Origin of the sequence: Arthrobacter sp. 2762, assembly GCF_040548745.1 — a bacterium.
Lineage (GTDB): Bacteria > Actinomycetota > Actinomycetes > Actinomycetales > Micrococcaceae > Arthrobacter.
Map to the genome: position 1 here is coordinate 239,953 of NZ_JBEPSI010000005.1, position 25,412 is coordinate 265,364.

24 protein-coding genes are annotated in these 25,412 nt (G+C 61.7%); 16 read left to right on the plus strand and 8 right to left on the minus strand.

Annotated features, from left to right (window positions below):
* Nucleotides 1-44 precede the first annotated feature (44 nt).
* Both ABIE18_RS11620 and purB read right to left on the minus strand, forming a co-directional pair.
* Entirely contained in the window at nt 45-701 is a 657-nt protein-coding gene (locus ABIE18_RS11620) for a histidine phosphatase family protein (RefSeq protein ID WP_497944111.1), read from the minus strand.
* Nucleotides 702-937: 236 nt separating this feature from the next.
* On the minus strand, nt 938-2,344 hold the full coding sequence (gene purB, locus ABIE18_RS11625) for an adenylosuccinate lyase (protein WP_499722930.1): 1,407 nt from the start codon (nt 2,342-2,344) through the stop codon (nt 938-940).
* Between the two features lie 166 nt (nt 2,345-2,510).
* Here purB and ABIE18_RS11630 point away from each other — a divergent pair, with 166 nt between their 5' ends.
* Nucleotides 2,511-2,822 (plus strand): hypothetical protein, encoded by a 312-nt coding sequence (locus ABIE18_RS11630; protein WP_499722932.1) that lies wholly within the window; start codon nt 2,511-2,513, stop codon nt 2,820-2,822.
* A complete protein-coding gene (locus tag ABIE18_RS11635) occupies nt 2,822-4,162 on the plus strand; it encodes a hypothetical protein (protein WP_499722933.1) in 1,341 nt (446 codons plus the stop codon). Before ABIE18_RS11630 ends, ABIE18_RS11635 begins: the two co-directional genes overlap by 1 nt.
* Nucleotides 4,163-4,260: 98 nt before the next feature.
* On the opposite strand, the gene ABIE18_RS11640 is transcribed toward ABIE18_RS11635, so the two are convergent.
* Nucleotides 4,261-4,689 carry a phage holin family protein gene (locus ABIE18_RS11640; protein ID WP_216926244.1) on the minus strand — a complete coding sequence of 143 codons (429 nt, stop codon included), beginning with the start codon at nt 4,687-4,689 and terminating at the stop codon, nt 4,261-4,263.
* A 124-nt stretch (nt 4,690-4,813) separates the two neighbouring features.
* Between ABIE18_RS11640 and ABIE18_RS11645 the strand changes: the two genes are divergently transcribed.
* The 5 genes from ABIE18_RS11645 to ABIE18_RS11665 all read left to right on the plus strand — a co-directional run bounded on the left by ABIE18_RS11645 (nt 4,814) and on the right by ABIE18_RS11665 (nt 10,591).
* Nucleotides 4,814-5,932: a histidinol-phosphate transaminase gene (locus ABIE18_RS11645; protein WP_499722934.1), complete on the plus strand. Its 1,119-nt coding sequence runs from the start codon at nt 4,814-4,816 to the stop codon at nt 5,930-5,932.
* A gap of 149 nt (nt 5,933-6,081) precedes the next feature.
* Complete coding sequence (gene pdhA / locus ABIE18_RS11650) at nt 6,082-7,275, plus strand: pyruvate dehydrogenase (acetyl-transferring) E1 component subunit alpha (RefSeq protein WP_499722935.1); 1,194 nt, start codon at nt 6,082-6,084, stop codon at nt 7,273-7,275.
* Nucleotides 7,275-8,255: an alpha-ketoacid dehydrogenase subunit beta gene (locus tag ABIE18_RS11655; RefSeq protein WP_499722936.1), complete on the plus strand. Its 981-nt coding sequence runs from the start codon at nt 7,275-7,277 to the stop codon at nt 8,253-8,255. The genes pdhA and ABIE18_RS11655 overlap by 1 nt, the downstream gene beginning before the upstream one ends.
* Before the next feature lie 55 nt (nt 8,256-8,310).
* A complete protein-coding gene (locus ABIE18_RS11660) occupies nt 8,311-9,912 on the plus strand; it encodes a dihydrolipoamide acetyltransferase family protein (protein WP_499722938.1) in 1,602 nt (533 codons plus the stop codon).
* Nucleotides 9,913-9,994: 82 nt separating this feature from the next.
* Nucleotides 9,995-10,591, plus strand: coding sequence for a phosphatase PAP2 family protein (locus tag ABIE18_RS11665; RefSeq protein WP_499723072.1), 597 nt, complete (start codon nt 9,995-9,997; stop codon nt 10,589-10,591).
* A gap of 56 nt (nt 10,592-10,647) precedes the next feature.
* On the opposite strand, the gene ABIE18_RS11670 is transcribed toward ABIE18_RS11665, so the two are convergent.
* The 3 genes from ABIE18_RS11670 to ABIE18_RS11680 form a co-directional block, all read right to left on the minus strand.
* Entirely contained in the window at nt 10,648-10,986 is a 339-nt protein-coding gene (locus tag ABIE18_RS11670; RefSeq protein WP_431117087.1) for a hypothetical protein, read from the minus strand.
* A 144-nt stretch (nt 10,987-11,130) separates the two neighbouring features.
* Nucleotides 11,131-11,559 carry a universal stress protein gene (locus ABIE18_RS11675; RefSeq protein ID WP_431117086.1) on the minus strand — a complete coding sequence of 143 codons (429 nt, stop codon included), beginning with the start codon at nt 11,557-11,559 and terminating at the stop codon, nt 11,131-11,133.
* Entirely contained in the window at nt 11,556-12,866 is a 1,311-nt protein-coding gene (locus tag ABIE18_RS11680; RefSeq protein WP_499722939.1) for an aminotransferase-like domain-containing protein, read from the minus strand. Before ABIE18_RS11680 ends, ABIE18_RS11675 begins: the two co-directional genes overlap by 4 nt.
* Before the next feature lie 110 nt (nt 12,867-12,976).
* Here ABIE18_RS11680 and ABIE18_RS11685 point away from each other — a divergent pair, with 110 nt between their 5' ends.
* From ABIE18_RS11685 to ABIE18_RS11695, 3 genes are all read left to right on the plus strand, one after another.
* Nucleotides 12,977-13,825: an isocitrate lyase/PEP mutase family protein gene (locus tag ABIE18_RS11685; RefSeq protein ID WP_499722940.1), complete on the plus strand. Its 849-nt coding sequence runs from the start codon at nt 12,977-12,979 to the stop codon at nt 13,823-13,825.
* 129 nt (nt 13,826-13,954) lie between these two features.
* A complete protein-coding gene (locus ABIE18_RS11690; RefSeq protein ID WP_499722942.1) occupies nt 13,955-15,022 on the plus strand; it encodes a hypothetical protein in 1,068 nt (355 codons plus the stop codon).
* A complete protein-coding gene (locus ABIE18_RS11695) occupies nt 15,003-15,542 on the plus strand; it encodes a hypothetical protein (RefSeq protein ID WP_499722943.1) in 540 nt (179 codons plus the stop codon). The genes ABIE18_RS11690 and ABIE18_RS11695 overlap by 20 nt, the downstream gene beginning before the upstream one ends.
* A gap of 18 nt (nt 15,543-15,560) precedes the next feature.
* Here the strand turns inward: ABIE18_RS11695 and ABIE18_RS11700 are convergent, their stop codons facing one another.
* On the minus strand, nt 15,561-16,424 hold the full coding sequence (locus tag ABIE18_RS11700; protein ID WP_499722944.1) for a GerMN domain-containing protein: 864 nt from the start codon (nt 16,422-16,424) through the stop codon (nt 15,561-15,563).
* Nucleotides 16,425-16,590: 166 nt separating this feature from the next.
* Entirely contained in the window at nt 16,591-17,157 is a 567-nt protein-coding gene (locus ABIE18_RS11705; protein ID WP_499722945.1) for an NAD(P)H-dependent oxidoreductase, read from the minus strand.
* 86 nt (nt 17,158-17,243) lie between these two features.
* Between ABIE18_RS11705 and ABIE18_RS11710 the strand changes: the two genes are divergently transcribed.
* The 6 genes from ABIE18_RS11710 to ABIE18_RS11735 all read left to right on the plus strand — a co-directional run bounded on the left by ABIE18_RS11710 (nt 17,244) and on the right by ABIE18_RS11735 (nt 25,403).
* Complete coding sequence (locus ABIE18_RS11710) at nt 17,244-17,849, plus strand: TetR/AcrR family transcriptional regulator (RefSeq protein WP_499722946.1); 606 nt, start codon at nt 17,244-17,246, stop codon at nt 17,847-17,849.
* A gap of 402 nt (nt 17,850-18,251) precedes the next feature.
* Complete coding sequence (locus tag ABIE18_RS11715; protein ID WP_499722947.1) at nt 18,252-19,235, plus strand: ABC transporter permease; 984 nt, start codon at nt 18,252-18,254, stop codon at nt 19,233-19,235.
* Nucleotides 19,235-20,197, plus strand: coding sequence for an ABC transporter permease (locus ABIE18_RS11720; protein ID WP_499722948.1), 963 nt, complete (start codon nt 19,235-19,237; stop codon nt 20,195-20,197). Before ABIE18_RS11715 ends, ABIE18_RS11720 begins: the two co-directional genes overlap by 1 nt.
* Entirely contained in the window at nt 20,194-22,341 is a 2,148-nt protein-coding gene (locus tag ABIE18_RS11725; RefSeq protein ID WP_499722949.1) for an ABC transporter ATP-binding protein, read from the plus strand. The genes ABIE18_RS11720 and ABIE18_RS11725 overlap by 4 nt, the downstream gene beginning before the upstream one ends.
* A 74-nt stretch (nt 22,342-22,415) precedes the next feature.
* On the plus strand, nt 22,416-24,143 hold the full coding sequence (locus ABIE18_RS11730; protein ID WP_499722951.1) for an ABC transporter family substrate-binding protein: 1,728 nt from the start codon (nt 22,416-22,418) through the stop codon (nt 24,141-24,143).
* A 210-nt stretch (nt 24,144-24,353) separates the two neighbouring features.
* A complete protein-coding gene (locus ABIE18_RS11735) occupies nt 24,354-25,403 on the plus strand; it encodes a Gfo/Idh/MocA family protein (RefSeq protein WP_499722952.1) in 1,050 nt (349 codons plus the stop codon).
* Nucleotides 25,404-25,412: the final 9 nt, after the last annotated feature.

Here is a 25,412-nt window from a genome sequence, read left to right on the forward strand (position 1 = left end):
CTGCTCGGCGCCTTGTCGCGGGAATTTGGCGCGCAGAGCAGGCCTCACAACGCTTCGCCTGTAGGGTCCTCGGCCGTCTGGTCTGCCAAGGCGAGCCCACCCACGGGAATCTGGTCCCAGTGGAGCACGCGCCATCCTGATTCGGGATCACCTTCGAGCGCCACGATTCCGGTATTGGGCAATTGATGGGTCTCAGCGAAGAGCGTGTCGATATCCTCTGCCCTGCGGCCTGCCCAGCAGCGGATTGCGGCACCGTGGCTGACGATGGCCGCCGTCGAATGTCCTGCCGCCGCAACCTTTTCCACAGAGGCATCGAAGCGGGCAAAGAAGTCATGGCCGTTGAAGGCGCCCGGCATGCGAACGTCGAGGTCGCCGTCAGACCAAGCGAACACCGTGCTCATGTACCGCATGTGCGACTCGTGATCCGTCTTCTTCTCCAACGCACCCGCCTCGATCTCGTGGACGCCGTCCAGGATTTCCGGTTCCAGTCCCGTGGCGGCGGCGAGCGGTATCACCGTCCGCTGAGTGCGGAGAAGCGTGGATGTGTAGAGCGCCTGAATGGACTCGTCTGCAAGAGCCTCTGGCAGGGCAGCTGCTTGCCGTTCGCCGAGTTCCGTTAACCCCGGGCCAGGAAAGGCAGTATCCAGTTGGCCCGCCACGTTGCCGGGGGTCTGTCCGTGCCTGATCAGTAGGAGCTTCATGGGTGCTCCGCTCCTCACGTTGTAGCTGTTCTGATTCCGCTGGGTCGGTCTCATCAGCTTAAAGGCCGTGTTGACTACCTGTGCCGATTTAGTCGACGTCGGCGGGTTAGGACGGCCGCGGGGTGAATGACGGCGGTGGGTTGAATGACGGCGGCGGTTTAATCGGCGACAGCCCGTTAAACGCCGACGGCGGGCCGAGGCACCAAGCCCCGGCCCGCCGTCGTCCGCGTTTGTTGCTACTTCAGGTGGTCCACCAATTTGTCGGCGATACCGGTGTACTTGCCCGGGGTGAGGGCGAGCAGGCGGGCTTCGGCGTCGGCGGAGAGGCCGAGCCCCTGCACGAACTCCTGCATCCGGGCACCATCGACGCGCTGGCCCCGGGTGAGGTCCTTCAGCCGCTCGTAGGGGTTTTCCATGCCTTCCACGCCGGCAATGGCTTCAGCTCGCATGACCATCTGGATGGCTTCGCCCAGGACTTCCCAGTTGGTGTCGAGGTCGCCAGCAAGGACTTCCTCGGCGACGTCGAGGGCCTTAAGGCCCTTGGCGACATTGGAGATTGCCAGCAGGGAGTGACCAAAGGCGACGCCGATGTTGCGCTGTGAGGAGGAGTCCGTGAGGTCGCGCTGCCAGCGGGAAGTAACCAGCGTTGCGCCCAGGGTGTCCAGCAGGCCGTTGGAGATTTCCAGGTTGGCCTCGGCGTTTTCGAAGCGGATCGGGTTGACCTTGTGGGGCATGGTGGAGGACCCGGTGGCACCAGCAACGGGAATCTGGCGGAAGTAGCCGATGGAGATGTAGCTCCAGATGTCCGTGCAGACGTTGTGCAGGATGCGGTTGAAGCGGGCAATATCGGCGTAGAGCTCCGCCTGCCAATCATGGCTTTCGATCTGCGTGGTGAGCGGGTTCCAGGTGAGGCCCAGTCCTTCGACGAAGGTCTTGGCAACAGCTTCCCAGTCGGCACTCGGGACGGAAGCAACGTGTGCCGCGTATGTGCCCGTGGCGCCGTTGATCTTGCCGAGGTATTCAGTCTTGGCGATCCGTGCCAGCTGGCGGTTCAGGCGGTGCGCGATGACCGCCAGCTCCTTGCCGAGTGTGGTGGGCGTGGCGGGCTGGCCATGTGTCCGGGACAGCATGGGCACGGAGCGGTTGGCTTCGGCCATGGCCTCGATCTGCTGGACCAGTGCGGTGGCGTTGGGGAGCCACACATCCTCTACGGCGCCCTTGATACCAACGGCGTAGGAGAGGTTGTTGATGTCCTCTGACGTGCAGCCGAAGTGGACCATGGCTGTCAGGTTTTCGATGCCAATCGCGGGAAGGCGGCGGCCGATGTAGTACTCCACCGCCTTGACGTCGTGGACGGTGACGGCCTCGATCTCCGCGAGTTCGTTGACCGATGCGGCATTGAATTCGGTGACGATGGCACGGAGCTGCGAAATCTGCTCGTCCGTCAGGGGACCCGCTCCAGGCAGCACCGACTGGCTGGTCAGGTGGATCAGCCACTCAACCTCAACGTGAACGCGATCGCGGTTCAATGCGGCCTCGGACAAGTAATCAACGAGGGGCGCGACGGCGGCACGGTACCGGCCATCGAGGGCGCCAAGGGCGAGGGGTTCGGAAGCGAGGGACACGCGAGGGGATTCAGCCATGGTGCCTATTCTTTCATGTTCCGCGGAGGCGCCCGAGTTGGTGACTTGGCTATGTGGACAGCCGCCCGCGTTATCCACATAGCCGACGGCGGCGCTTCCGCCCGGTTCCCCGGGTCCGTAGCGTCATGCCTACCGATCAGCAGAACAATCAATGGAGTACACGGACATGAGCGTCGGCTTGATGCCTGCAGCCAACCCACCCACCTTCGATCCACTGGAATGTGCCTCGCGCAGCCACGAAGTCCAGAGGCTCGCTTGGCGAATTAAGGCCTCCGTGGATCAGACGGATGCTGTGCTGGCATCCTTGCGGCGGACCCAGTTGGAAGAGTGGCAGTCTCCGGCCGGAAGTGCTTACAGGACAACTATTGCTCTTCACGCCTCAGCACTCATGCGGGCACGGGAATCACTGGAAGATGCAGCCGCCTCGGTTCTCCGTCATTCACAGAACGTCGCCGTCTCCGATGGGAGGGCGCACTGATGGCTGATGTTGCTCCTGTGGGTGCGGGTTCAGCCCCTCAACCTCTGGCCCCAGCCCCGGATGGGATCCTCAGCATCCGTGGGGGAGTGGGCGGAATGTCCTGCCAGTTGGAAGAGCTCCTGCGTGGAGCCGCACTCCTTGATGACTTGGTCCAGCAGCTGATTGGTGTGGAAGAAGAAACCCGTCGGGTGCAGGCTGAATTGGGGCCCTACCTCTTCGACTCGTACGCCTCGGGGTGCGCCGCGATCGACGCCGTGGCTGAAAGCGGTCAGGAGGTAGGCAGGGTGCGTCAGGAATTGGTTGGTGTCAGTGCGAGTGTACGTTCAAGTCATCACGATTACGTCCAAACAGAGATCAAGAACCTGTTCCCGCGGATGTTGAGGCTTGATGAGATGAAGATGTCAGGTGCACCCTGGGTACCCGGCCGCGACATCACGCACAACGTGGTCACAAGCATCATTCCACCAGGGATGGGGGCGCGGGGCATCATGCGTGGACTTCTGCAGTCACCCCTCGTTCCCGGACTGAGGCCCCGCCCGGTGAACATCGAGAAAATAGACGAGTCGATCGAGCAAGTGGATCCATCCATGGCGCAAAGCATCCGGCGACTCGAGCAACTCCATGCCCGGGGCGATGGAGAAATTGAGATCATCCAGCTGGACCGCGGTGGTTCGTCCTCCTGGATGGTGTTGATTCCGGGAACACAACCCCAAGCGCCGGATACCAATCCCCTCGACATACCGGGTGTAGGTGAAGCACTCGGATACGACTCTGAAGAAGTGGTTCCGGCTATTGGTCAGGCGTTGAGGGAAGCGGGCGCTGAAGCCGGAGACCAGATTGTGGCAGTCGGGCACAGCCAGGGAGGCGCACATGCCATGAACCTCGGCCAGGACAAGGCATTCCTGAGCGAATTCGACCTCAAATATGTACTGACGGCCGGAGCCCCTGCTGGCGGTATTAGCGCGGAACCCGGAATTGCTTCATTGCACCTGGAGCACGTCCAGGACTGGGTGCCTGGTTCGGACGGCCGGGTGAACCCTGATACCAAGGACAGGGTGACGGTAACGCTGAACAATGAAGTCAAAACGCCAGAGGGGGAAGACCATGGCCTGGGGCCCGGTCACCGCCTGGAGAACTACGCAGCAGGCGCCGAATTGGTCACGGCGAGTCAGGACGCCTCGCTTGCAGCTTCTACCGCGGCGTTCGCGGGTGTTGTTGGCGTGGGAGGCGTGGCAAAGGTGACGCACTTCAAGCTGGAACGGTCACCCTTGCCGGACAAAAGGCCGAGCCTGCGGAACCCCAATCTTCCAGAGACGCGATCCGGGGCCGGAGCGCGGTAAGTACAGCGCAATGGTGACTGCAGCGCCAATGGTTAGTGCAGCGCAAACGGTGCCTGCGGCGCCAACAGTGAGAACAGCTCTGGCGGCGGGAACTGCATCTAGCGTTTGCGGGCCCCTGGGATGAGGCCGGCAACCAGGCTGATGATGCTGATGATGATCGAGGCGAGGATCGCTGTCCAGAAGAACGAGTCAATGGTGAGGTGCACAGGCGTAAAGCTGCTCAGCCACGCTGTCAGGTACAGCATTGCCGCATTGATGATGATCGTAAACAGCCCCAGGGTCAGGATCGTCACGGGGAGGGACAGAATCTTCACCAGTGGGCGCACGAACGCGTTGACCACTCCAAAAATCAGGCCGATGAAGAGGTAGGCCAAGACGATGCCTGCTGCATCCGCGCCTTCAGTGATCCCTGCGTTGGCTGCCGCCTTTTCGGTGGCAGAGGAGGAGATCTCCAGTCCCTCCAACAGCCAGCTGGCGATCCACAGAGCTAGACCATTGATCAGGACGCGAACTATGAATGAACCCATGCGCCCATGCTTTCATACTCGTCTGTGGCTCGGCTGAGACATCACTATAGGAGGTAGCTTGATGAGGATGAACGTTGGCGGCCGAACACCCAAACGCCGCAGGGGTGCAAGTAGGCTTGAATCCATGACTACTACTGACAACGCACCGGAGGGCGTACTCCCTCGACCGGTCGTGGACAGGCTCCCCAAGTACGCGGCTGGTAAACCCCCCGCTGCGATCAAGGGCCTCACCAGCTACAAATTGTCGTCCAATGAAAACCCGCTGCCTCCGATCCCTGCAGTGTTGCAGGCCATCGCAGACCAGACTGACATCAACCGCTACCCAGACCCCCTGGCAACCAAATTGCGCAATGCTTTGGCTGACTTCCTGGATGTTCCTGCTGACGACGTCGTCACCGGTGCAGGAAGCCTCGGCGCACTCAACCAGATTCTTGCCACCTTTGCGGGCCAGAATGATGACGGCAAGTCGGATGAGGTGATCTACGCCTGGCGCTCCTTCGAGGCTTACCCCATTTGTGTGGGCCTCGCCGGGGCGGCCAGCGTGCAGATCCCGTTGCTTTCGGATGGCCGTCACGATCTCGAAACGATGGCCGCAGCGGTTACGGTGCGCACCAAGGTGATCTTGCTCTGCACCCCGAACAACCCCACCGGGCCCATCCTCACGGCTGAGGAAACGGAGCGCTTCATCAAGTCGGTGCCGCCCAACGTGGTGGTGGTCATTGATGAGGCCTACCAGGAATTCGTCCGCGACCAGGCTGCCGTAGACGGGATCAAGCTTTACCGGAAATACCCCAATGTTGTGGTGCTGAGGACTTTCTCCAAAGCCCACGGGTTGGCAGGACTGCGCGTTGGCTACAGTGTTTCCGGCCCGCAGCTCACCCAGCACCTTCGCGTCACGGCTACACCCTTCGCCGTTTCGCAAATTGCAGAACGCGCCGCGATTACATCCCTGGAGAATTTCGACCAGGTTGTCGAAAGGGTACAAAGCCTGGTGGATGAGAGAGACCGCGTCACTTCGGGTCTCCGCGATCTCGGATGGTTCGTGCCGGAGGCCCAGGGCAACTTCGTTTGGTTGAACCTGGGCGAGAACAGCGGCGAGTTTGCGGCGTTGGCAGCCGAGCAGGCCTTGTCTGTCCGGGCCTTCGGTAATGAGGGAGTCCGGGTCAGCATTGGCGAAGTGGAAGCCAATACGAGGTTCCTGAAACTCTGTGCAGGTTATACAAAGGCTCCGCACAGTTCCTAGCGGTTAACAAATGCGCCTACGCTACTTACTGCCGATAAAGTAAGGACGAAAGCCAAAATATATGCCCGTTCCGGAATGCATTCCGGAACAGGCATATATCCCAGCGACAGACATTGCCCGGCACTAGCTGCGGCAAGCAAGGAGACGGAATGGGCTCGACACAACTGCCCCCCGGGACCGATGAAACTCTGGCGGCAACCTCAGCGGCTGTAGCTGCCTCGGGTGAACCCGTAGAGATGGTCCAGTTGCTCGGCCCTGACGGAAAGCTAGGCACCGATCCCGTCTTCTCTGACTATGCCAAGCGGATAGACCCCGAAAAGCTCCGCGTCTTTTATGCCGACATGGCCAGGATCCGCCGTTTTGACCAGGAAGCCACCGCGCTGCAGCGGCAAGGCGAGCTCGCTTTGTGGGTGCCGCTGACTGGTCAAGAGGCCGCCCAGATCGGCTCGGCCCACGCCAGCCAGCCCCAGGACTACATTTTCCCCACTTACCGTGAACACGGTGTCGCACTGGTGCGCAACGTGGACCTTGCTGAACTGTTGAAGCAGTTCCGCGGTGTCTCCAACGGAGGCTGGGACCCGCGCGGGAACAACTTCCACCTCTACACCTTGGTCCTCGCCGCGCAGACGCTTCACGCCGTGGGCTATGCCATGGGCATCCAGCGGGACCAGAAGCTCGCGGTTGCCGGTGATTCCAATGATCCCAAAGCTGCGGTGATTGCCTACTTCGGTGACGGCGCCAGCTCTGAAGGCGACGTCCACGAATCAATGGTTTTCGCTGCCTCGTACGATGCCCCGGTTGTCTTCTTCTGCCAGAACAATCACTGGGCCATCTCCGTGCCTACCGAAGTCCAGACCAAGGTTCCGTTGGCCAACCGCGCCAAGGGCTACGGTTTCCCGGGAATCCGCGTGGATGGTAACGACGTCATTGCCGTACACGCTGTCACTGAATGGGCCCTGGAGCATGCCCGTGAAGGCCGGGGCCCTGTGCTCATCGAGGCTTACACCTACCGAGTTGGTGCGCACACCACAGCTGACGACCCCACCAAGTACCGCGAATTGGCCGAAGAGGCTGCGTGGCGTGAGAAGGATCCGCTGGATCGTTTGGAGAAATACCTGCGGACTGAAGGGCTCGCCGATGAAGCCTTCTTCGAGCAGGTGCAGGCCGACGGCGATGAGCTGGCCAAGTATGTCCGCAGCACCACGCATGGCCTTGAGGTGCCGGACATCCGCGATTCCTTCGCCAACGTCTACGCCGAAGCGCACCCGCTGATTGCAGAGGAACAGGCGTGGTTCGAGGAATACTCGGCAGGCTTCGAAACCGACCAGGAGGCAGCTAACTGATGGCAACCATGACCATTGCAAAGGCCATCAACGAAGGTCTCCGCGCATCGCTGAAGAGCAACCCCAAGTCCCTCTTGATGGGCGAGGATATCGGGCACCTAGGTGGCGTTTACCGGGTGACGGATGGCCTGATCAAGGAATTCGGGGCGGACCGCGTAGTCGATAGCCCTCTGGCAGAGTCCGGCATTGTTGGTACCGCGATTGGGCTCGCTTTGCGTGGCTACTTGCCGGTGTGCGAAATCCAGTTCGATGGCTTCGTCTATCCGGCCTTCAACCAGATCACCACGCAGTTGGCCAAGATCCATGCCCGCAGCCATGGCCGCCTGACTGTTCCTGTTGTTATTCGGATCCCTTACGGCGGCGGCATTGGTTCCATCGAGCACCACTCCGAATCCCCGGAAGCGTTGTTCGCCCACACCGCCGGCCTCCGTATCATTTCGCCGTCCAACGCCCACGACGCTTACTGGATGATCCAGAAGGCCGTTGAGTGCCAGGACCCTGTGATCTTCTTCGAGCCCAAGCGCCGTTACTGGCTCAAGGGCGAGGTGGATGTTGAGAATGCCGGTCTGTCAGAAGACCCGTTCAAAGCACACGTGGTCCGTGAAGGTACGGACGCCACGATTGTGGCTTACGGGCCGTTGGTTCCGGTTGCCCTCGCTGCAGCAAACGCTGCCATTGAGGATGGACGCAGCATTGAGGTCATCGACCTCCGCTCCATCTCGCCTGTGGACTTCGACACCGTTGAGGCGTCGGTCAAGAAGACCGGCCGGCTGATCGTCGCCCACGAAGCCCCCACGTTCGGTGGCATCGGCGGAGAAATTGCCGCCCGCATCAGCGAAAGGGCGTTCCTGCACCTTGAAGCCCCTGTGATCCGCGTTGGCGGTTTCCACATGCCGTATCCCGTGGCCAAGGTTGAAGAGGACTACTTGCCGGACATCGACAAAATCCTCGAAGCGCTCGACCGCTCCCTGGCTTACTAAACCGCCCTGATCCAGTCCGGCTTCACAGCCGGGCAGACGGAAATCGAGGACCACCGTGACTGTAAAGAAATTCAACCTGCCGGACGTCGGCGAAGGCCTGACCGAGGCTGAGGTAGTGGCTTGGAAAGTTAAGCCCGGCGACACCGTTGCCATCAACGATGTCCTGTGCGAGATCGAGACAGCGAAGTCGCTCGTTGAGCTCCCTTCGCCTTTCGCCGGAACGGTCACCGAGTTGTTGGTCGAAGAAGGCATAACGGTGGAGGTCGGCACGGCAATCATCGCGGTTTCGGACAACCAGCCCGGGGATGCGCCGCCGGTGACCCAGGCTCCGGCGGCGGCTCCCGCCGTCGATGCCCCTCTCTACGGCAAGCTTCCCGCTGATACCGACAATGGCGAAAACGGCCCGGCAGGCGGACCGCTGGTGGGTTCCGGCCCCAAGGCCGACTCCGTGAAGCGCCGTGCGCGCAAGCGTCCAGCGGGTACTGGCGAAGCAACTACGGTCGCCGAAAATGCCGAAGGTACAGTCCAGGACCACCAAGCGGTTCTGGCTGCCCAAGCAGCCCGGACGCCGGTGCCTCAACGCCCGACGTCGGCACGCGCCGCCGTCGCGCCTGTCACCCAATCGCCCGTTACCCAGACGCCCGTTACCCAGACGCCGGAAGGCACAGCGCCGGAAATCCCAGGCTTGGGAGTTTCAACGCCCCAGACCGCCGCGTCACGCGGCGCCGCCATCAGCGGTACCATCAGCGGGCTCGTCAACAAGGTCCTGGCAAAGCCGCCGGTGCGCAAGTTCGCCCGCGATCTCGGCATTGATCTTGCAGACGTCGTGGCCACGGGACAGCGCGGAGAGGTGACCCGCGAGGACTTGGTCAGCTATCAGGCGCAGCGCGATGCTGAGCTTGATCAAGCAGAGTCGTTCTGGGGTGCGTCAAAGAAGCCCCAGGACCAGAGAATCGAGCGCGTTCCCGTGAAGGGTGTGCGTAAGGCAACTGCCAAGGCCATGGTGGAGTCCGCGTTCACGGCACCGCACGTGAGTATCTTTGTTGACGTCGACGCGAGCCGGACCATGGAGTTCGTCAAGCGGCTCAAGGTTTCACGGGACTTCGAGGGCATCAAGGTATCCCCGCTGCTTATTTTGGCCAAGGCCGTCATTTGGGCCGCCGCGCGGAACCCCAGTGTCAACGCCACGTGGGTAGATAACGCTGATGGCAACGGCGGTGCGGAGATCCAGGTCAAGCACTTCATGAACTTGGGTATCGCAGCTGCGACACCGCGTGGCTTGATGGTGCCGAATATCAAGGACGCCCAGGATCTCTCCCTTAAGGAGTTGGCCCTCGCCCTCAACGATCTCGCTACGAAGGCCCGGGCAGGCAAGACGCAGCCCGCCGAGATGCAGGGCGGCAGCCTGACCATCACTAACATCGGCGCGCTTGGCATCGATACGGGAACGCCCATCATCAACCCGGGCGAGGTTGCCATCATTGCGTTTGGAACCATCAAGCAGAAGCCGTGGGTCCTGGACGGGGAAGTGATTCCGCGGTGGATCACCACGCTGGGTGGGTCCTTTGACCACCGGGTGGTGGACGGCGACCTCTCGGCCCGCTTCATGGCCGATGTAGCTGCCATTCTTGAAGAACCGGCATTGTTGCTTGACTGATCGCCCGGCCGCCACCAACGCGGCTGCAGGGCCGAACACCGCCGTGGCCGCTGGCAAGCCTGGTTATGTGCCTGCCCAGTTGCTGTCAGGACCCTGGCGCACAGTCGCCCGGGTTCTGACGGAAGTCTTCCAGCCGCCCATTGTAGTGACGGCACTACTGTTGATCAGTCCGGCTATCGAACCCGGGTTTCCCGGGACCATGGGTCTTGGGCTGCTCGGGGCCCTGTTCGTCTGTATCCTGCCGCTGGCGTACGTGCTGGTGCTGATCAAGCTGGGCAGGGTCACGGACCATCATGTCAGCGACCGTCGGCAACGGCCCGCATTGCTGCTGCTTGCCTTGATCTCCGTGCTTGCGGGCCTTGTGGTGCTGCAGGTGATTAAGGGTCCGGTGAGTGTTTCACTGATGATCATCGCCCTGATCGGAGGCATCGCCGTTCTGGCGGTGGTGAGCGCTTTTTGGAAAATGAGCGGACACGCTTCGGCCATCGCCGCCGCTGCCGTCATTGTGGTTTTGATGTTTGGGCCCGCCTGGCTGCCCCTGCTGGTCATTGTGCCGGCCGTGGGGTGGTCGCGGGTGGTGCTGCGCGCCCATACGCTCGCTCAAGTCGTTGCCGGTTCTTTGTTCGGCGGTACCGTCATCGCAGGTTTGTGGTGGCTGCTGCGGGAGTGGATGCTCTGAGGGCAGGCCGCGCGCGGGGCAGGCCTCCGGAGACCTGCTGTAAGGGCGGCCCCGCTTTAGAACGCGGGGTAGTTGACCAGCAACGCTTGAAGTTCCGTGGTGGACATGTGGTTTGCCATCTCCACGCTGATGCCCATGGCCATGGCTGCGACGGTGATCATTGCGACGCAGGCAAGGGAGAGGAACCGCCAGTCCTTGCGCATGATGCTGCCGAAAGTTTCCGGCATGTTCAGGCTGGGGGAAATCATGTTGGGGGCGCTGTCCCAGGAGCCGTCGTCGAGCATCGCGATGATGCGGTCATTCGCGCGGTCAAAACGCATCGTGCTGATGCTGTTGCCGTGGCGGGCAAGCAGGATGTCGTGTCCAACGCGCTGGCGCGGCTGCAAAGTAAGCAAGTGAAGTCCCCTGAAGTCAGATGATGGAGGATGGCTCACGCCATTGGGGGCATCTCAATTTTATAACGATGACTTCTGGGGGCCGGCCAAAATCACGCCAAAAGCCGGGTGAGGCTCCCCACCCGGCGGCGTGATTCAGGTCGCTTACGGTTGGTCGGTCTTGGCGATGTAGACATCGCAAGGAGCATTGTGGGCCACGGTGTTGGCTACGCTGCCAAGGACACGACCAAGGCCTTGCATGCGGCGGTTGCCCACCACGATCAACCGCGCTTCGAGCATTTCTGCTTCTTTGACCAAGGCTTCACCGGGCTTGCCGCGGGCTGCCGAGTACGTGACCTCAAGGCGGTCGTCAGACAGGCGCTCCGCCACGGTGCGGGCGACGGCTTCGGCTTCGGCAGCGTCTGACACGATCCATTTGTCGGTCCCGATCTCAACTACCTCGGTCTTGTTGCTGTCAAAAGCGCTCACCACGCGAAGACTGGCGCCAATCCCGATGGCCAGTTGCTGGGCAGCCTTGGCCGCCCTCATCGCCGTCTCGCTACCGTCTACTCCTACAATGACAACCCCGGTCATAGTCCTGCTCCTTCAGTGGTGGCTTTGATGGCCTCTGCGAGAACAGGGGCCAGACGACGTACGCCTTCGGCAATCGTATCCGGCGGTACAGCGCTGAACGCCAGGCGGAGCTTGTTGGAGGGGCCATCTGCCGGCGAGAAAGCTGCGCCGGGAATGAAGACAACCCCCGCATCGATGGCCTTCTTCAACAAAGGGTAGGTGTCCACGCCTTGAGGCAACGTAACCCAGACGAAGAATCCACCGTCGGGGCGTGTCCACGAGAGTCCGGCCGGCATGTATTCGTCCAGGGCGCTAAGAAGGGCTTTGCAGCGTTCCGCGTACAGGCCGCGGTAGGTTTCGATTTGCCCCCACCAGTCGTAATCACGCAAATATGCGGATACAAGCATTTGGTTCAGGGGCGGCGGGCAAAGCGTGACTGCTTCGGAGGCCAGGTAGAAGCGACGCTGCAGGTGGGCGGGCACCAAGGCCCAGCCAATGCGAAGACCCGGAGCGAAGATCTTGGAGAAGGACCCCAAGTAGATGACGTCGTCTGGATTTGCAGCCCGCATCGGTGCGATCGGGTGACCGTCAAACCGGAGCAGGCCGTAGGGGTTGTCCTCCAGAACGATGATATTCGCCTTGCGGCATATATCTACGATCCGCTGCCTGCGCGCCTCCGCCAAGGTGATGCCCGAGGGATTGTTGAAGTTGGGGATTGTATAGAGGAACTTGATGCTCTTGCCCTCTGACTGGAGCGCGGCGATCCTGGCCTCAAGCAGTTCAGGTACCAACCCGTCGTCGTCCATTTCGATTGGCTCCACCTGCACTTGGTAAGCCTCGAAAGTATTCAGGGCCCCAACGTAAGTGGGGTTTTCGACGAGGACCACGTCGGCGGGGTTGCAGAAGACCTTGGTGGCCACATCCTGCGCTGACTGGGAACCTGCAGTAATCACGATGTTCTCAGGCTGTGCGTCCATGATGCCTTCTGCGGCCATGATCGCGCAGACTTGTTGGCGCAGTTCCGCGGTTCCTTGGCCTCCGCCGTATTGCAGGGCGGTCATCCCGTCTTCGGCAATGATCCTGGCGGCGGTCTGGCCAAGCTTTTCCAGCGGCAGCGACTGCAGGTATGGGTTGCCGCCTGCGAGCGAGACAAGGCCGGGCCGCATGGAGATATCGAAGACGTCGCGGACAGCGGACTGCTTGATGTTGGCGGCCCGCGCGGAGAACAGTTCCTCGTGCGGGTGGGCGGCGGCCGTAGCGGCCCGCTCAATGGCGTCGATGGCTTCAGCGGGCAGCTTGGTGCCGGCATCCAATGTTTCGTGGGTCACAGACACAGGATACTCCTGAAGGTTGCTAATTAGGCAACATATGTTTTCAAGAACGCGCTGGTTTGCGGCGTTTCCTTTACGCCGGGAACGGTAGGGGCTGGAATGTAGCTATGACACTGCACCGGGGATCCGTGACCAAAGCCGAACTCTTCCACAAGCTTCACGACGCCGGGCCCACGCCATTGGTCCTGGTGAATGTTTGGGATGCGGCTTCCGCCCGCGTGGTGCAGGAGGCCGGCGCGACGGCGATAGCCACCTCAAGTTCGGCGGTTTCCTGGAGCCTGGGCTTCCGGGACGGCGACCACGTGCCGTGGGGGCTGGCGATGGCGGCGCTGGGGCGGGTGGTAGGGGCAACCAAACTGCCGGTTACTGCCGACATCGAAACTGGATACGGGCGCACAGACGACGAACTGCGGGCCACCGTGCACGGAGTGCTGGATGCGGGCGCCGTGGGCATCAACATTGAGGACTCGGCTGCGGAGCCACTGACGGACATCAACGAACAATCGCGGCGTATCGCTTTGATCCGTGCCGTAGCGGACGAGCGCGGAGTCCCGTTGTTCATCAATGCCCGAACGGACACATACCTCTCGGGACAGTATCCGGACAACGCTTACGACGAGACCTTGCGCCGCGCTGAGTCCTACCTTACGGCTGGCGCGGACGGCATCTTCGTTCCCGGAGTCGTGGACCTTCACGTCCTGCACGAACTCTCCAGCAAGATCCCCGCACCCCTCAATGCACTTGCGGGAGTAGGCGCGCCATCGCCGCTGGAACTTCACGATGCCGGCATACGGCGGGTCAGCATCGGCGGAAATACAGCTAAAGCTGCCTACGCAAAAGTCGCACGGGTGGCGAAGGAAATTCTGGGCGACGGTAACTGGGCAGGGTTGGCAGGCACCCGCAGCCACGACGAAATGGATGCGCTCTTCGCCCAGGGGCCCAAGTACAGGCCATAAGTAGCGTACAGGCCGAAAGTGGGGCGGTTTGCGGCAGAGGAAAGCGCACGACGGCGGAACCTGGCTTTAATGTCGGACCCCGCCATTAGCTTGGAATCAGCAGCAAAGACCGCAGGCAGGGGAGGGCGGATGGCAAGACGCAGTGTGCAGTTCTGGCGCATTGACCAACTGAATGGCGATGATCTGCGCGCACCGTTTCCGGCACGCCGCGTGGCCGAGGCACTGAAGAAGGCTCAAGACGCTGGTACCAACCGGCATTTCATCGGCATGGACGGCACGGTGTTGGTCGCTCAAACGGCATCCTTCTCACCACATCCGGTGATACTCCTGGATCGGGTCCGCGAGACCAACCTGCCCAGCGTGGGGGATGCACTTGGACGCCGCAAGCCCCTCCCCTTGGCGCCGGGCGACCATCTCCTGGAAACCACTTACTTTGCCTTCCTGAAGCGGAACGTCATGGCCGTGTTGACCAGCGGCAATGGCCCGAGGGCTTCCAGGATGGGTGAGTACCTCGAAGGCATGTTGGGGCTTGAGCCCGGGTTGGTTCCGGTGGTCCGCGAGGATATCGAGGAGATCCTCACCAGGCTCGAGGTGAGTCGCTTCGAGTTCGCACTTCCTGCTGAACGCCTCTCCGGAAAACTGATGGAGGGTGAATGGGCTGACGTTCTGGACAGTGCCTCGCGCCTGATGACTGAAGGAACCTTCCGCATTTCACTGAGCGTGGGCCGTTCGGGAAGGGCTGAGGACAAGCAGCGGATCCGGGACCGCATCCAGCAACTGATTGATCTCTTCCGCAGGGCAGGATCGGTAGAGCACTTCGACTACGTCGTAGCCGAGGGCAAGGACTCCCTGACCGGCGACCGCGAGGTGGTCGATCTCCTGAAGGAGCGTTTCATCTCCCACATCGAAGTGGACCCCGATGTGTTCAATGATCCCCGAAAGTCCGCTGCTGAGGCAGTCGCAATTCTCAACAAACAGGCCAGGGATAACGAGGCTTTCTTCGCTCTCACACTGCCGGAAATCAGAGGCGCCGCAGATTCATTCCCTGTGCCGGACATCGTCGCCGGTGGAATGGCGGCAGTGCGGGAAGCTCTGGCTGCAGTCACAAAGGAGGAACCCTCCAAGGCGAAACCTGGGGACGGGAAACCGGCGGAGGGATCAGAAGGCAGCGCGGACCATGAGCTTGTACGAGGTTGACGTCGAGCACGCCGGGCGCCGCCGGACGGTCTGGAGGTGGTTCCTGCTACACCCGCCAGCAGACTATGGGTGGGCCGTTTTGACTGTGCTGATGTGGCTTGGCTTGGCGTGGCTCTTGAAGCAGCCGTTGATGCTGGAGGGCGTCGATTCGGGTGCCCGTCGAACCCTGTTCCAGACTCTCGCTACGTTGGCTGGCGCTACCGCTGGCCTCACGCTCACCAGTGTCTCCATGCTGATCAACGTGCTCGGCAAAAAGGCGGCGCCCGGGCAGCGCGAGCTTCCCTTGGAGAAGCTCAGCGCCGTGCATCGTCGCCAAATCGGAGAAGTGTTCCTGTTCGCCATCCCGGGGCTCGGCCTGCTGGTGGTGGCCGCCCTTGTTGCCGTGGTACTGGAGGGCGATGGTCCCAGGGGCCTCTGGATTCCGGAGGCAGTTGTCTTCGTTCTCACCTTCGCGTCCGTGTTGGCGCTGCTCCGTGTGGCGTGGGCACTGCGACGGGTGCTGGCCATCGCAACGGCTTGAGAAATTGCGGCTTGCGCGCTAACGCAGGCTCAGCGCCTCAGCCAAAGTCTTGCCATTGATGTAGATTTCGGCTCGGGATGCCCCGCTGGCGGAGACGATGGTGTGGGTCAACTGGGCTTCAATGCGCGGGATGTCGCAGACTCCACCGGGGAGCAGCGTTCCACTCAAATTCACCACAACTGTTGCTCCGCTGACGTAGCCGGACACGAAGTGCAACGAGGAATTGGCCAGCGAATCGTAGAGGCCCGCGCCGGTGTCCAAGGGCATGCCAGCTTCCAGCAGGCGGCTCAGCGCCAGCGTCAACGGGTCACCGGGCGCCAAGGCCCCGCGGACAGGCACCAGGCTGTCGTTGCATCCGAAGCGAACACCTCTGGCGCCCCCGTCGTCAACGGCAACGTAGTACACAGCCGGCCCCAAATTCAGGTCCTGGGGCACGGTGGCAGCCCGCGCAACGGGAGCAACAGCCGTCGGTGAAGAGCTTGGCGTAGCGACGGGTAAAGGCTCGGCGGCGGCACTCGGCCCAGGCGTTGGGGCCACTGCCGTGCCACCGTCACCAGAGCCAGAATCAGCCCCAGCACCACCGGAGCCCGGAATGGTTGAGGGAGTGGCGAACGCATCAGGACGATCCGCAGTGCCGCTTCCCGTTGCCGTGGATGTCGAAGACGGAGTGTTGGGAGCCCCATCCGACGCAACATCACGAACCGAACTGGACGGGCCCACCACAGGAGCAGATGAAGTATCCCCGGCGGAAGGCAGGGTCCCTGGGGCCGAAGTACAGCCAGCCAGCAGCAGACCCAGCATGAGGCAGGCAGCCGGGATCGCCGTCGTACTTGTTGGTCTCCGCCCGGCACGCATGACAGCCCCACGCTCCTGTCCGTCCACCTGTAGTTCAACGTTAGGCCCGTGTGGCTTGCAGCAAAATGCCGCTACGGTGACGGTTCGGACAAGAGTTGATCACGCTTCATCGGGAAGACGCCGGAAACGCAAATGCCCCCGCTCCGTCCTGTGGATTCGCAGGGACGGAGCGGGGGCGTTGAAAGCGAAAAGACTAGGCTGCGGCTTCTTCTTCCTGAACGGCAGTCAGGGGCTCGAAGATAGCCTTGATCTGCTCAACAACCTCGGCGTCGTCCTTCGGGTGGAGCTCAGCGAAGCGGACCATGGAACCCGGGACGGCCAGCTTGACCTCGTCAAGGACCTTGGCACCGGCGATGCCAACAGCCTTGCGGGCCTCGTCCTGTGCCCAGACTCCGCCGAACTGGCCGAAGGCGGTTCCGACGACGGCGGTCGGCTTGCCGCTAAGGGCGCCGGCGCCGTACGGGCGGGACAGCCAATCGATGGCGTTCTTCAGCGATGCGGGCATGGTGCCGTTGTGCTCGGGGGTGACGAGGAGAAGGGTGTCGGCGTTGGCTGCAGCAGCGCGCAGGGCTGCCGCTTCGGCGGGAACCTGGCCTTCAACGTCGATGTCCTCGTTGTAGAACGGAATGCTGCCCAGGGAATCGTGGATCTGGACGTCCACGTTCTCCGGTGCGTTCAGCTGGATGGCTTCGGCGAGCTTCTTGTTGTGGGAATCAGCGCGGAGGCTGCCGACGAGGGTAAGAACGGTGCTCTTTGACATGGTGTCTCCTTTTTAAGCGTTTGGACCTTCACTGATACTAAACGGACTGCGGTCCGGTTTCTATTCCCGGGTCTAGAATGTTTTTTGTGAGCTCGATCCCAATCCAGCCGGACGTGCCCTTCGGTCCGCCGCATGAGCGCAGCGATGCAGCCCGGAATCGCGAGCGGCTCCTGTGCGCTGCCCGCGAGTTGGTTGACGAGTTTGGCGTGGAAGCACTCACCATGGACGCGCTCGCCTGCAAGGCCCACGTTGGCAAGGGAACCGTGTTCCGTCGCTTCGGTAGCCGGGCCGGCCTGATGATGACCCTTCTGAGTGACTCTGAATCTGAATTCCAGCGCGGCTTCATGTTTGGTCCGCCACCCTTGGGCCCGGGCGCGACGCCCAGCGAACGGCTGATGGCCTACGGCGAGGGCCGCATCTACTTCGTCCTGGAAAACGGTGAGCTCCTGAAGGCGGCCGCAACCAATGCCCGCAATCGCTTTGACGTGCCGGCCACGGTACTTGCCCACCGGCATATAGAGGTCCTGCTGCGGGAGGCCGGCATCGCGGATCCGTGGGTCATGGCGATGTCGCTGCTTTCCGCGCTGGACCCCGAACGAATCGTCAATGACGTGCGAGTCCACGGCATCTCGCCGAAACGGCTCACGGACTCCTGGCGCGAACTCGTCACGCGCCTCATGGGATCTTCCTAGCTCAGGTTCGTCTTCGTAAGCGCTTTTGTTGGCGCCCGCTCAGGTTAAACGCGTTGTGAGGCCCGCTGTGCGCCCCAAAATACCAATCTAGGGCGAGAGCGGACCTCACAACGAGAGTCGGGCTGCAAGCGCCACAGTGCCGCCGCTGTCGAAATCGTGACGCGAATCCAGATAACAATCTGGCTGCAGGCAAGAAACCGGGCCTGATTGAGCGAAACGTGAAGCAGTTATTGTGGTAGTTTCCTCTTGAATGTGACCCATGCCATACAAGGGCGGTGTTCACGTGGAGGGGTCTGGGGGGCCATCACCCCTCATGCCAATTCGTAGCTGACGCCGGCCACAGCCGGGAACCGCGGAAGGACGAGCATTGAGCTTTGCCACGATCCAGGGCAGCCGCCCGACATGCTGAAATATCTGACGAAGCGGTCGGGCATCTACCTGATCATGATCTTCCTGACCACGAGCGCGGGCTATTTCCTGGCAGTATCAACGCTCAAACCGGCGGTCCTGGAACAGGAGAAGATCCCGCGGCCAACCCCGGAACAGGTAGCAGCCTCCTTCCGTGGACTCGGCCTGGACCCCGACGCCAACCCATGGGAACGCTATGTCGGCTGGCTCGGCGGCATCATCACCCGCTGGGACTGGGGCCGCAGCCCAAACGGGGCATTCGTCAACGCCGAATTCGCTGACCGGGTACTTGTTTCCACCCGCCTGTTTATCGCCTCCATCATCCTCACGCTGATCATCGGCGTCGCGCTCGGCGTTTATTCAGCAGCGCGGCAATACAAATACCAGGACCGCGTCATCACGTCCTACAGCTACCTGGTGCATATCCTTCCCGCGCCGATCGCCTACTTCCTGGTCCAGTTGGGCGCCATCAGCGTCAACGAGACCGTAGGCCAGCGCATCTTTTTCGTCACCGGCATCTCGACGCCGGGGATCGAGCCGGGTTGGCCGGCTTTCGTTGACCTTGTGGCCCACTACGCCGTGCCCACCTTCGCGATGACCATCTTCGGTTGGGCTGGTTACCAGATCGCCCAGCGGCAGTATCTCCTGGACAACGTGAATGCCGACTTCGTCCGCACCGCCAGGGCAAAAGGGCTTACCCGCAACCAAGCCATCCGCAGGCATGCCCTGCGGGTGTCCTTCATTCCCGTGGCGCAGAGCATTGCCTTCACCATCCCCGCGATCTTCACCGGCGGCTTCTTTGCCGAGGCGATCTTTGCCTGGCCCGGCATCGGCCTGTGGAGCATCCAGGCGATCGGGCTTCAGGACGTTAACGTCGCCACGGCTACGCTGGCGTACGGCTCGGTGATCTTCGCGATCGGCGCCATCCTTGCCGACTTCGCGACGACGCTGGTGGATCCACGAGTGAGGGTCCAGTAATGACGAACATCATTGATCCCATTGCGGAAATCGACGAGTCAAGGGTTGCCGACCAGGACGTCGTGATTGGGAAGTCCCGCATTATCTTCCGTCGCTTCATGCGGAACCGTACCGCCGTCGCCGGCTTGTTGATCTTCCTGGCGCTGTTCCTCTTCTCCCTGTTCGGTGGTTTCCTGACGCCGTGGGACAAAGACACGATTGATCCCCTCAACATCGGCATGGGACCATCACCGGATCACTTCCTGGGCACGTCGCAGGCCGGTATTGACCTCTTGGCGCTCATCGTTGAAGGCACGCGGATCTCGATCTTCATCGGCCTGATCGTGGGCGGCGTATCTGTCCTGATTTCCGCCGTCTACGGCTGCACCATGGCGTTCTTCGGGGGCAAAGTGGACGCCGTCATGTTGTTCATCCTTGAAGCCCTCATCATGATGCCGGCCATTCTGGTGGTCGCAGTGGCCACCAGTGGGGGCGGCGGACTCAAGGACCTCCCCAGCTGGCTCCTGCTGATCATCGTGCTGCTGTTCTTCAGCTGGATGGGCACCGCCCGCCTGGTGCGCTCATTGTCGATGTCCCTCATGCAGCGGGACTACGTCAAAGCCGCCAAGTACATGGGTGTTCCCTCCCGCAAGATCGTATGGCGTCACCTCGTGCCGAACATCGGCTCACTGTTGGTCCTCGATTTCACCCGCGGTATTACCGGTGCCGTCCTCGCCGAAGTGGCGTTCTCCTTCATCGGCATCGGCATCAAGCTCCCCGATGTCAGCCTGGGCGTCCTCATCGGCCAAGCCACCGGCCAGGTGTCCTCGTTCCCGTGGATGTTCTGGGTACCTCTGACCGTCATGTTCCTCCTGACCGGTTCGCTGGCCATGATGAACGACGGCCTCCGCGACGCCTTCGACCCCAGCTCCAGTTCCATCGGCCGCGCGAAGACCAAGACCGTAAAGAAGACCAGCAAATGAGCACCAACATCTCCCACACGCCCGCAGAGCGACTTCGGGACGCCGGGCTCTACGCCCCTGGCGATGCCGTCCTGAGCGTCCGGGACCTCAACGTCCGCTTCAATTCTGAAAACGGCGTTGTCCACGCCGTGCGCGGTGTGGACTTCGACCTCATGCCCGGAAAAACCCTGGGCATCGTGGGCGAATCGGGCTCCGGAAAATCCGTGACGTCCATGGCCATCATGGGACTCCTCCCCGAGACCGCGGACATCTCCGGTTCCGTGCGCTACAAGGGCAAGGAACTCCTCGGCCTGAGCGACAAAGCGATGTGCAAGCACCGCGGCAGCGATATCGCCATGGTGTTCCAGGACCCGCTTTCCTCGCTGACCCCCGTTTACACCGTGGGGAACCAGATCATCGAGGCCCTGACCGTCCACAACCCCACGATGAGCAAACAGGCTAAAGAAGCCCGCGCCGTCGAGCTTTTGCGGATGGTGGGCATCCCGAGCCCCAAGGACCGGCTGAAGGCATTCCCGCACGAATTTTCCGGCGGCATGCGCCAGCGCGTAATGATCGCCATCGCGATTGCCAACGATCCGCGGGTACTCATCGCGGATGAACCCACGACGGCGTTGGACGTCACCATCCAGGCGCAGGTGCTGGAAGTCCTGCACACAGCGCAAGAGGAGACCGGCGCCGCCGTCGTCATGATCACCCACGACCTCGGCGTCGTAGCGGGCATGGCCGACGACATCATGGTCATGTACGCAGGTAAGCCGGTGGAAACCGGGACTGTGGAGGATATCTACTACAACCCCCGCATGCCGTACACCATGGGTCTCCTCGGCGCCGTCCCCCGCGTTGACACCGCCAACAAGCAGTCGTTGGTTCCGATCGAAGGCACGCCGCCCAACCTGACACTGCCCGTAACCGGCTGCTCGTTCGCGCCGCGCTGCCCGCTCGCCAGCGATGCCTGCCTGCACGGCGAGCCCGAGCTCTTTTCGGTACCCGGTTCCGAAGGTCACAGGGCAGCCTGCATCAAGACGGACCAGCTATCCGGCGAGGCGGACGCCCACGAGATTTTCCAGGCGCCGCCCAAGCCCGTGTCAAAGTTCGACGGCGTTGCCCGCCTTGAGCGCGACAAGGTCCTTGAGCTCAAGGACGTGAAGAAACACTTCCCACTGCTCAAGGGTGCGCTGATCAAGCGCCGGATCGGCACGGTCAAGGCGGTCGACGGACTGAGCTTCGACATCCGCGAAGGCGAGTGCCTCTCAATCGTGGGCGAGTCCGGTTGCGGCAAAACCACCACGTTGCTGGAGATCATGGAGTTCCACCCGGACCAAGTGGGCGAAGTGGTCATCGGCGGCGTGAGCAACAAGGTTGCCACCGACTCCAAGACCAAGATGGCCATGCGCAAGGAAATGCAGATGGTGTTCCAGGACCCCACCGGGGCACTGGATCCGCGCTTCACGGTGTACGAAGTCCTGGCCGAACCGCTGGAGAACCTGGGCATGCCCAAGGCGGCCGTCCGGAAGCGGATCATGGAACTCATGCGGCTCGTGGGCCTGCAGGCGGACCACGTCAACCGTTTCCCCAACCAGTTCTCCGGAGGCCAGCGCCAGCGCATCGGCATCGCCCGGGCGCTGGCAGTGAATCCAAAGCTCGTGGTGCTGGATGAACCCGTCTCTGCCTTGGACGTCTCCGTCCAAGCCGGCGTTATCAACCTGCTGGACCAGCTACGCGCCGAACTGGGCTTGAGCTACCTGATGGTTGCCCACGATCTCTCCGTGGTCCGCCACATCTCGGATCGCGTGGCCGTGATGTACTTGGGCAAGATCGTGGAAACCGGCGATGTGGACGAAGTGTTCGACAATCCGCGGCATCCCTACACGAGGGCCCTGCTATCGGCGATCCCCGTACCCGATCCCCATCTGGAACGCACACGTGAACGCATCATCCTGCAGGGCGATCTACCCAGCCCGCTTGATGCGCCAAAGGGTTGCAATTTCGCAACGCGTTGCCCGGTATTCGCCGCACTACCTGCCGCCAAGCAGGAGAAGTGCCTTACTCTGGAGCCGCCACTTGCTTCAGAAGGTCAACAGGAGTTTGCATGCTTCTTCCCGGACGGGGAAATAGATGCCGACATGCTGGTGGTGCATGCCTGACGACAAATGACTCATTGATTGAACCCTGTATTCAATTCGTAAAGATTTCCAGTCGTAAACATGAAGGGCAAACCATGAAGAAGTACACGACGATCGGCGGCGTAGCAGTTGCAGCTGCACTGATGCTGACCGCTTGCGGCGGGGGAACGCCGTCGGGTCCGGCCTCCCAGAAGGCCGAAGAAGCTGGCGGCGACATCAGCAAGCTCATTAGCGTTAATGCCAAGGAAGCCAAAGACCTGGAGCAGGGCGGCACTGTCACCCTTGCTGTGGGCAGCATTGGCCCCGACTTTAACGGCTTCTCCAATGTGGGCAACAGCGCAGACAACTCGGCGCTGATGACCCCGGTAAACACGGCTTCCATCAACAGCGGCGGCATTGGCGGCTGCTGGAAGTTGGACTTCAACGGCAAAGCTGAGCCGAACAAGGACTTCTGCGAAGACGTCAAGAGCGAAGTCAAGGATGGCAAGCAGACCATCACCATCAAGGTCAACGACAAGGCGACCTGGAACGATGGAACGCCGATTGACGTCAAGACCTTCGAGAACACGTGGAAGATGCTGAAGGGCGAGGACAAGTCAATCGACATCGTTTCCGCCGGCGCCTACGCTTTCGTGGACTCGGTCAAGGCCGGCGCCAACGACAAAGAAGTCATTGTTACCACCACCCAGCCGGTCTTCCCGCTGGAGGGTCTCTTCTTCGGACTGATCCATCCCGCGATCAACACACCGGAAATCTTCAACACGGGCTTCGCCGGCAACATGCACCCCGAATGGATGGCTGGCCCGTTCAAGGTTGAAAACTACGACACCACCGCAAAAACGGTCACCATGGTTCCCAACGACAAGTGGTGGGGACAGAAGCCCGTCCTCGACAAGGTCGTCTGGCGCCAAATGGAGCCCAGCGCTACGATTGCCGCCTTCAAGAATGGTGAAATCGACGCCGCCAATGGCCGTACGCTCGGCCGTTACAAGCAGCTCGAAGGTACCAAGGACGCCGATATCCGTCGCGGCCAGCGCCTGTTCGCAGGTGGCCTCAACCTGAACGCCAAGCGCCCGGCCCTAACTGACGTTGCCGTACGCAAGGCGATCTTCACCGCAGTTGACCGCAAGGCCATCCGCGATGTCCGCTTCAACGGCTTGAACTGGTCCGAGGAAAGCTCGGGCTCCATGATGCTCATGCCGTTCTCCGAGTACTACCAGGACAACTACCCCGTGAAGGACACCGGCGCTGAGCAGGCCAAGAAGGTCCTCACCGACGCTGGTTATGCCCCGAACGACAAGGGCATCATGGCGAAGGACGGGGTCCCCGTGGCCTTCAAGATCACCAACTTCGGCGACGACCCCACCACGGCCGCAACCTCGCAGACGCTGCAGAATCAACTCAAGGCTGCCGGCATGGACGTTACCATCGACCAGCGCGGTGACGCCGACTTTGGCAAGGTCATCGGTGGCCGCGAGTTCGACGTCACCATCTCCGGTTACACCGTGGGTGCGGATGCCACCGACGCCGTGAAGCAGTTCTACGACTCCGAGACCAACGAGAACGGCCTGGGCGATGCCGAGCTTGACGCCGAAATCAAGCGCCTGGCAACCATCGCCGATGACACCGAGCGCAACAAGGCGGCCATGGACGTAGAAAAGAAGCACATGGAGAAGTACTTCTCCATGGGCACCGTCCTCAACGGCCCGGAGATCCAGTTTGTGCGCACGGGCCTGGCCAACTACGGCCCGTCCCTGTTCAAGAGCCTGTCCAACGTTCCGGACTGGACCACTCTCGGCTGGGAAAAGGGCGCCAAGAAGTAACGCTCTGCTCCGGGTCTAAAGAACATCCGCAGGGCTTGGACACAACGAGGCCGGGAGCTTCCCTGAACCTGTTCATCGGTTCGGGAAGGTCCCGGCCTTTCCCTTGCCATCCCTCTCTCACATCCTGCGGCCCTTTCGCCAAACGCTCTCTCACGTCCTGATCTTCACCAGCGCGCACCGGTGGGAGGTTTACTGAATTAGCCTTGGGGCATGACTTCCAGGCCGATTCGCACCGCCATCGCAGGTTTTGGGTTATCGGGCAGCGTGTTCCATGCGCCCTTCATTGCGAGCAACACTGCTTATGAGCTTGCCGTCATTGCCACATCGGACGCCCAAAGGCAGGCAAAAGCGGCTGAACGATACCCGCAGGCAAAGATAGTCAACACGCCGCAGGACATCCTGGCGCTAGCCGATGAACTGGATCTCGTCGTCCTTGGCACACCGCCCGCCACCCACTATCCGCTGGCGAAAGCCGCGCTGGAAGCCGGGCTCGACGTCGTCGTCGATAAGCCGTTTGTTGTCCACAGCGCGCAAGGCGAGGAACTGATCCAACTCGCCGCGCAAGCGGGCCGTGTCCTCACTGTTTACCAAAACCGCCGCTGGGACGGAGACGCGCTCACGCTCAAGAAACTGCTCGACGCCGGGACGCTGGGTACCGTGACCAGGTTTGAAGCGGGGATGGAGCGCTGGGCACCGGAGATTGCCAAGGCCTGGAAGGCAAGCGCTACTGCCGCGGACGGCGGTGGGGTCTTGTTCGACCTTGGTGCACACGTGCTGGACCTGGCTGTCCAGTTCTTCGGAGCAGCGTACGTCACGTATGCCGAGATCATTGCACGACGTCCGCAGGAGAGAGCCGACGACGACGTCTTCATCGCGCTCCAGCACCAATCCGGCATCGTCAGCCACGTGACCCTGAACCTCAACAGCCACCTTCACGGACCGCGTTTCCGCGTGCTGGGCACGAAGGGTGGTTTTGTAAAGTTCGGCACCGATCCGCAGGAGCCCTTTGTTCTGGGCGGTGGACTGCCGACGGATGCTGAGTACGGCGTCGAACCTGCCGAGAATTACGGGACTCTTGAGTCGGCCGGCCAGCGCCGAACCATCCCCACCGAGCGCGGAGCCTACCCTGAGTTCTATCGACTCCTGGCCGAAAAGATCGACGACGGCGGTGCGGCATCCGCGCGTCCTGTACCGGTGGATCCGGCTGACTCCGTGGCGGTGCTGAAGCTGATCGAACAGGCGCGTGCCCTGTGCTCCTAAGTGCGGATC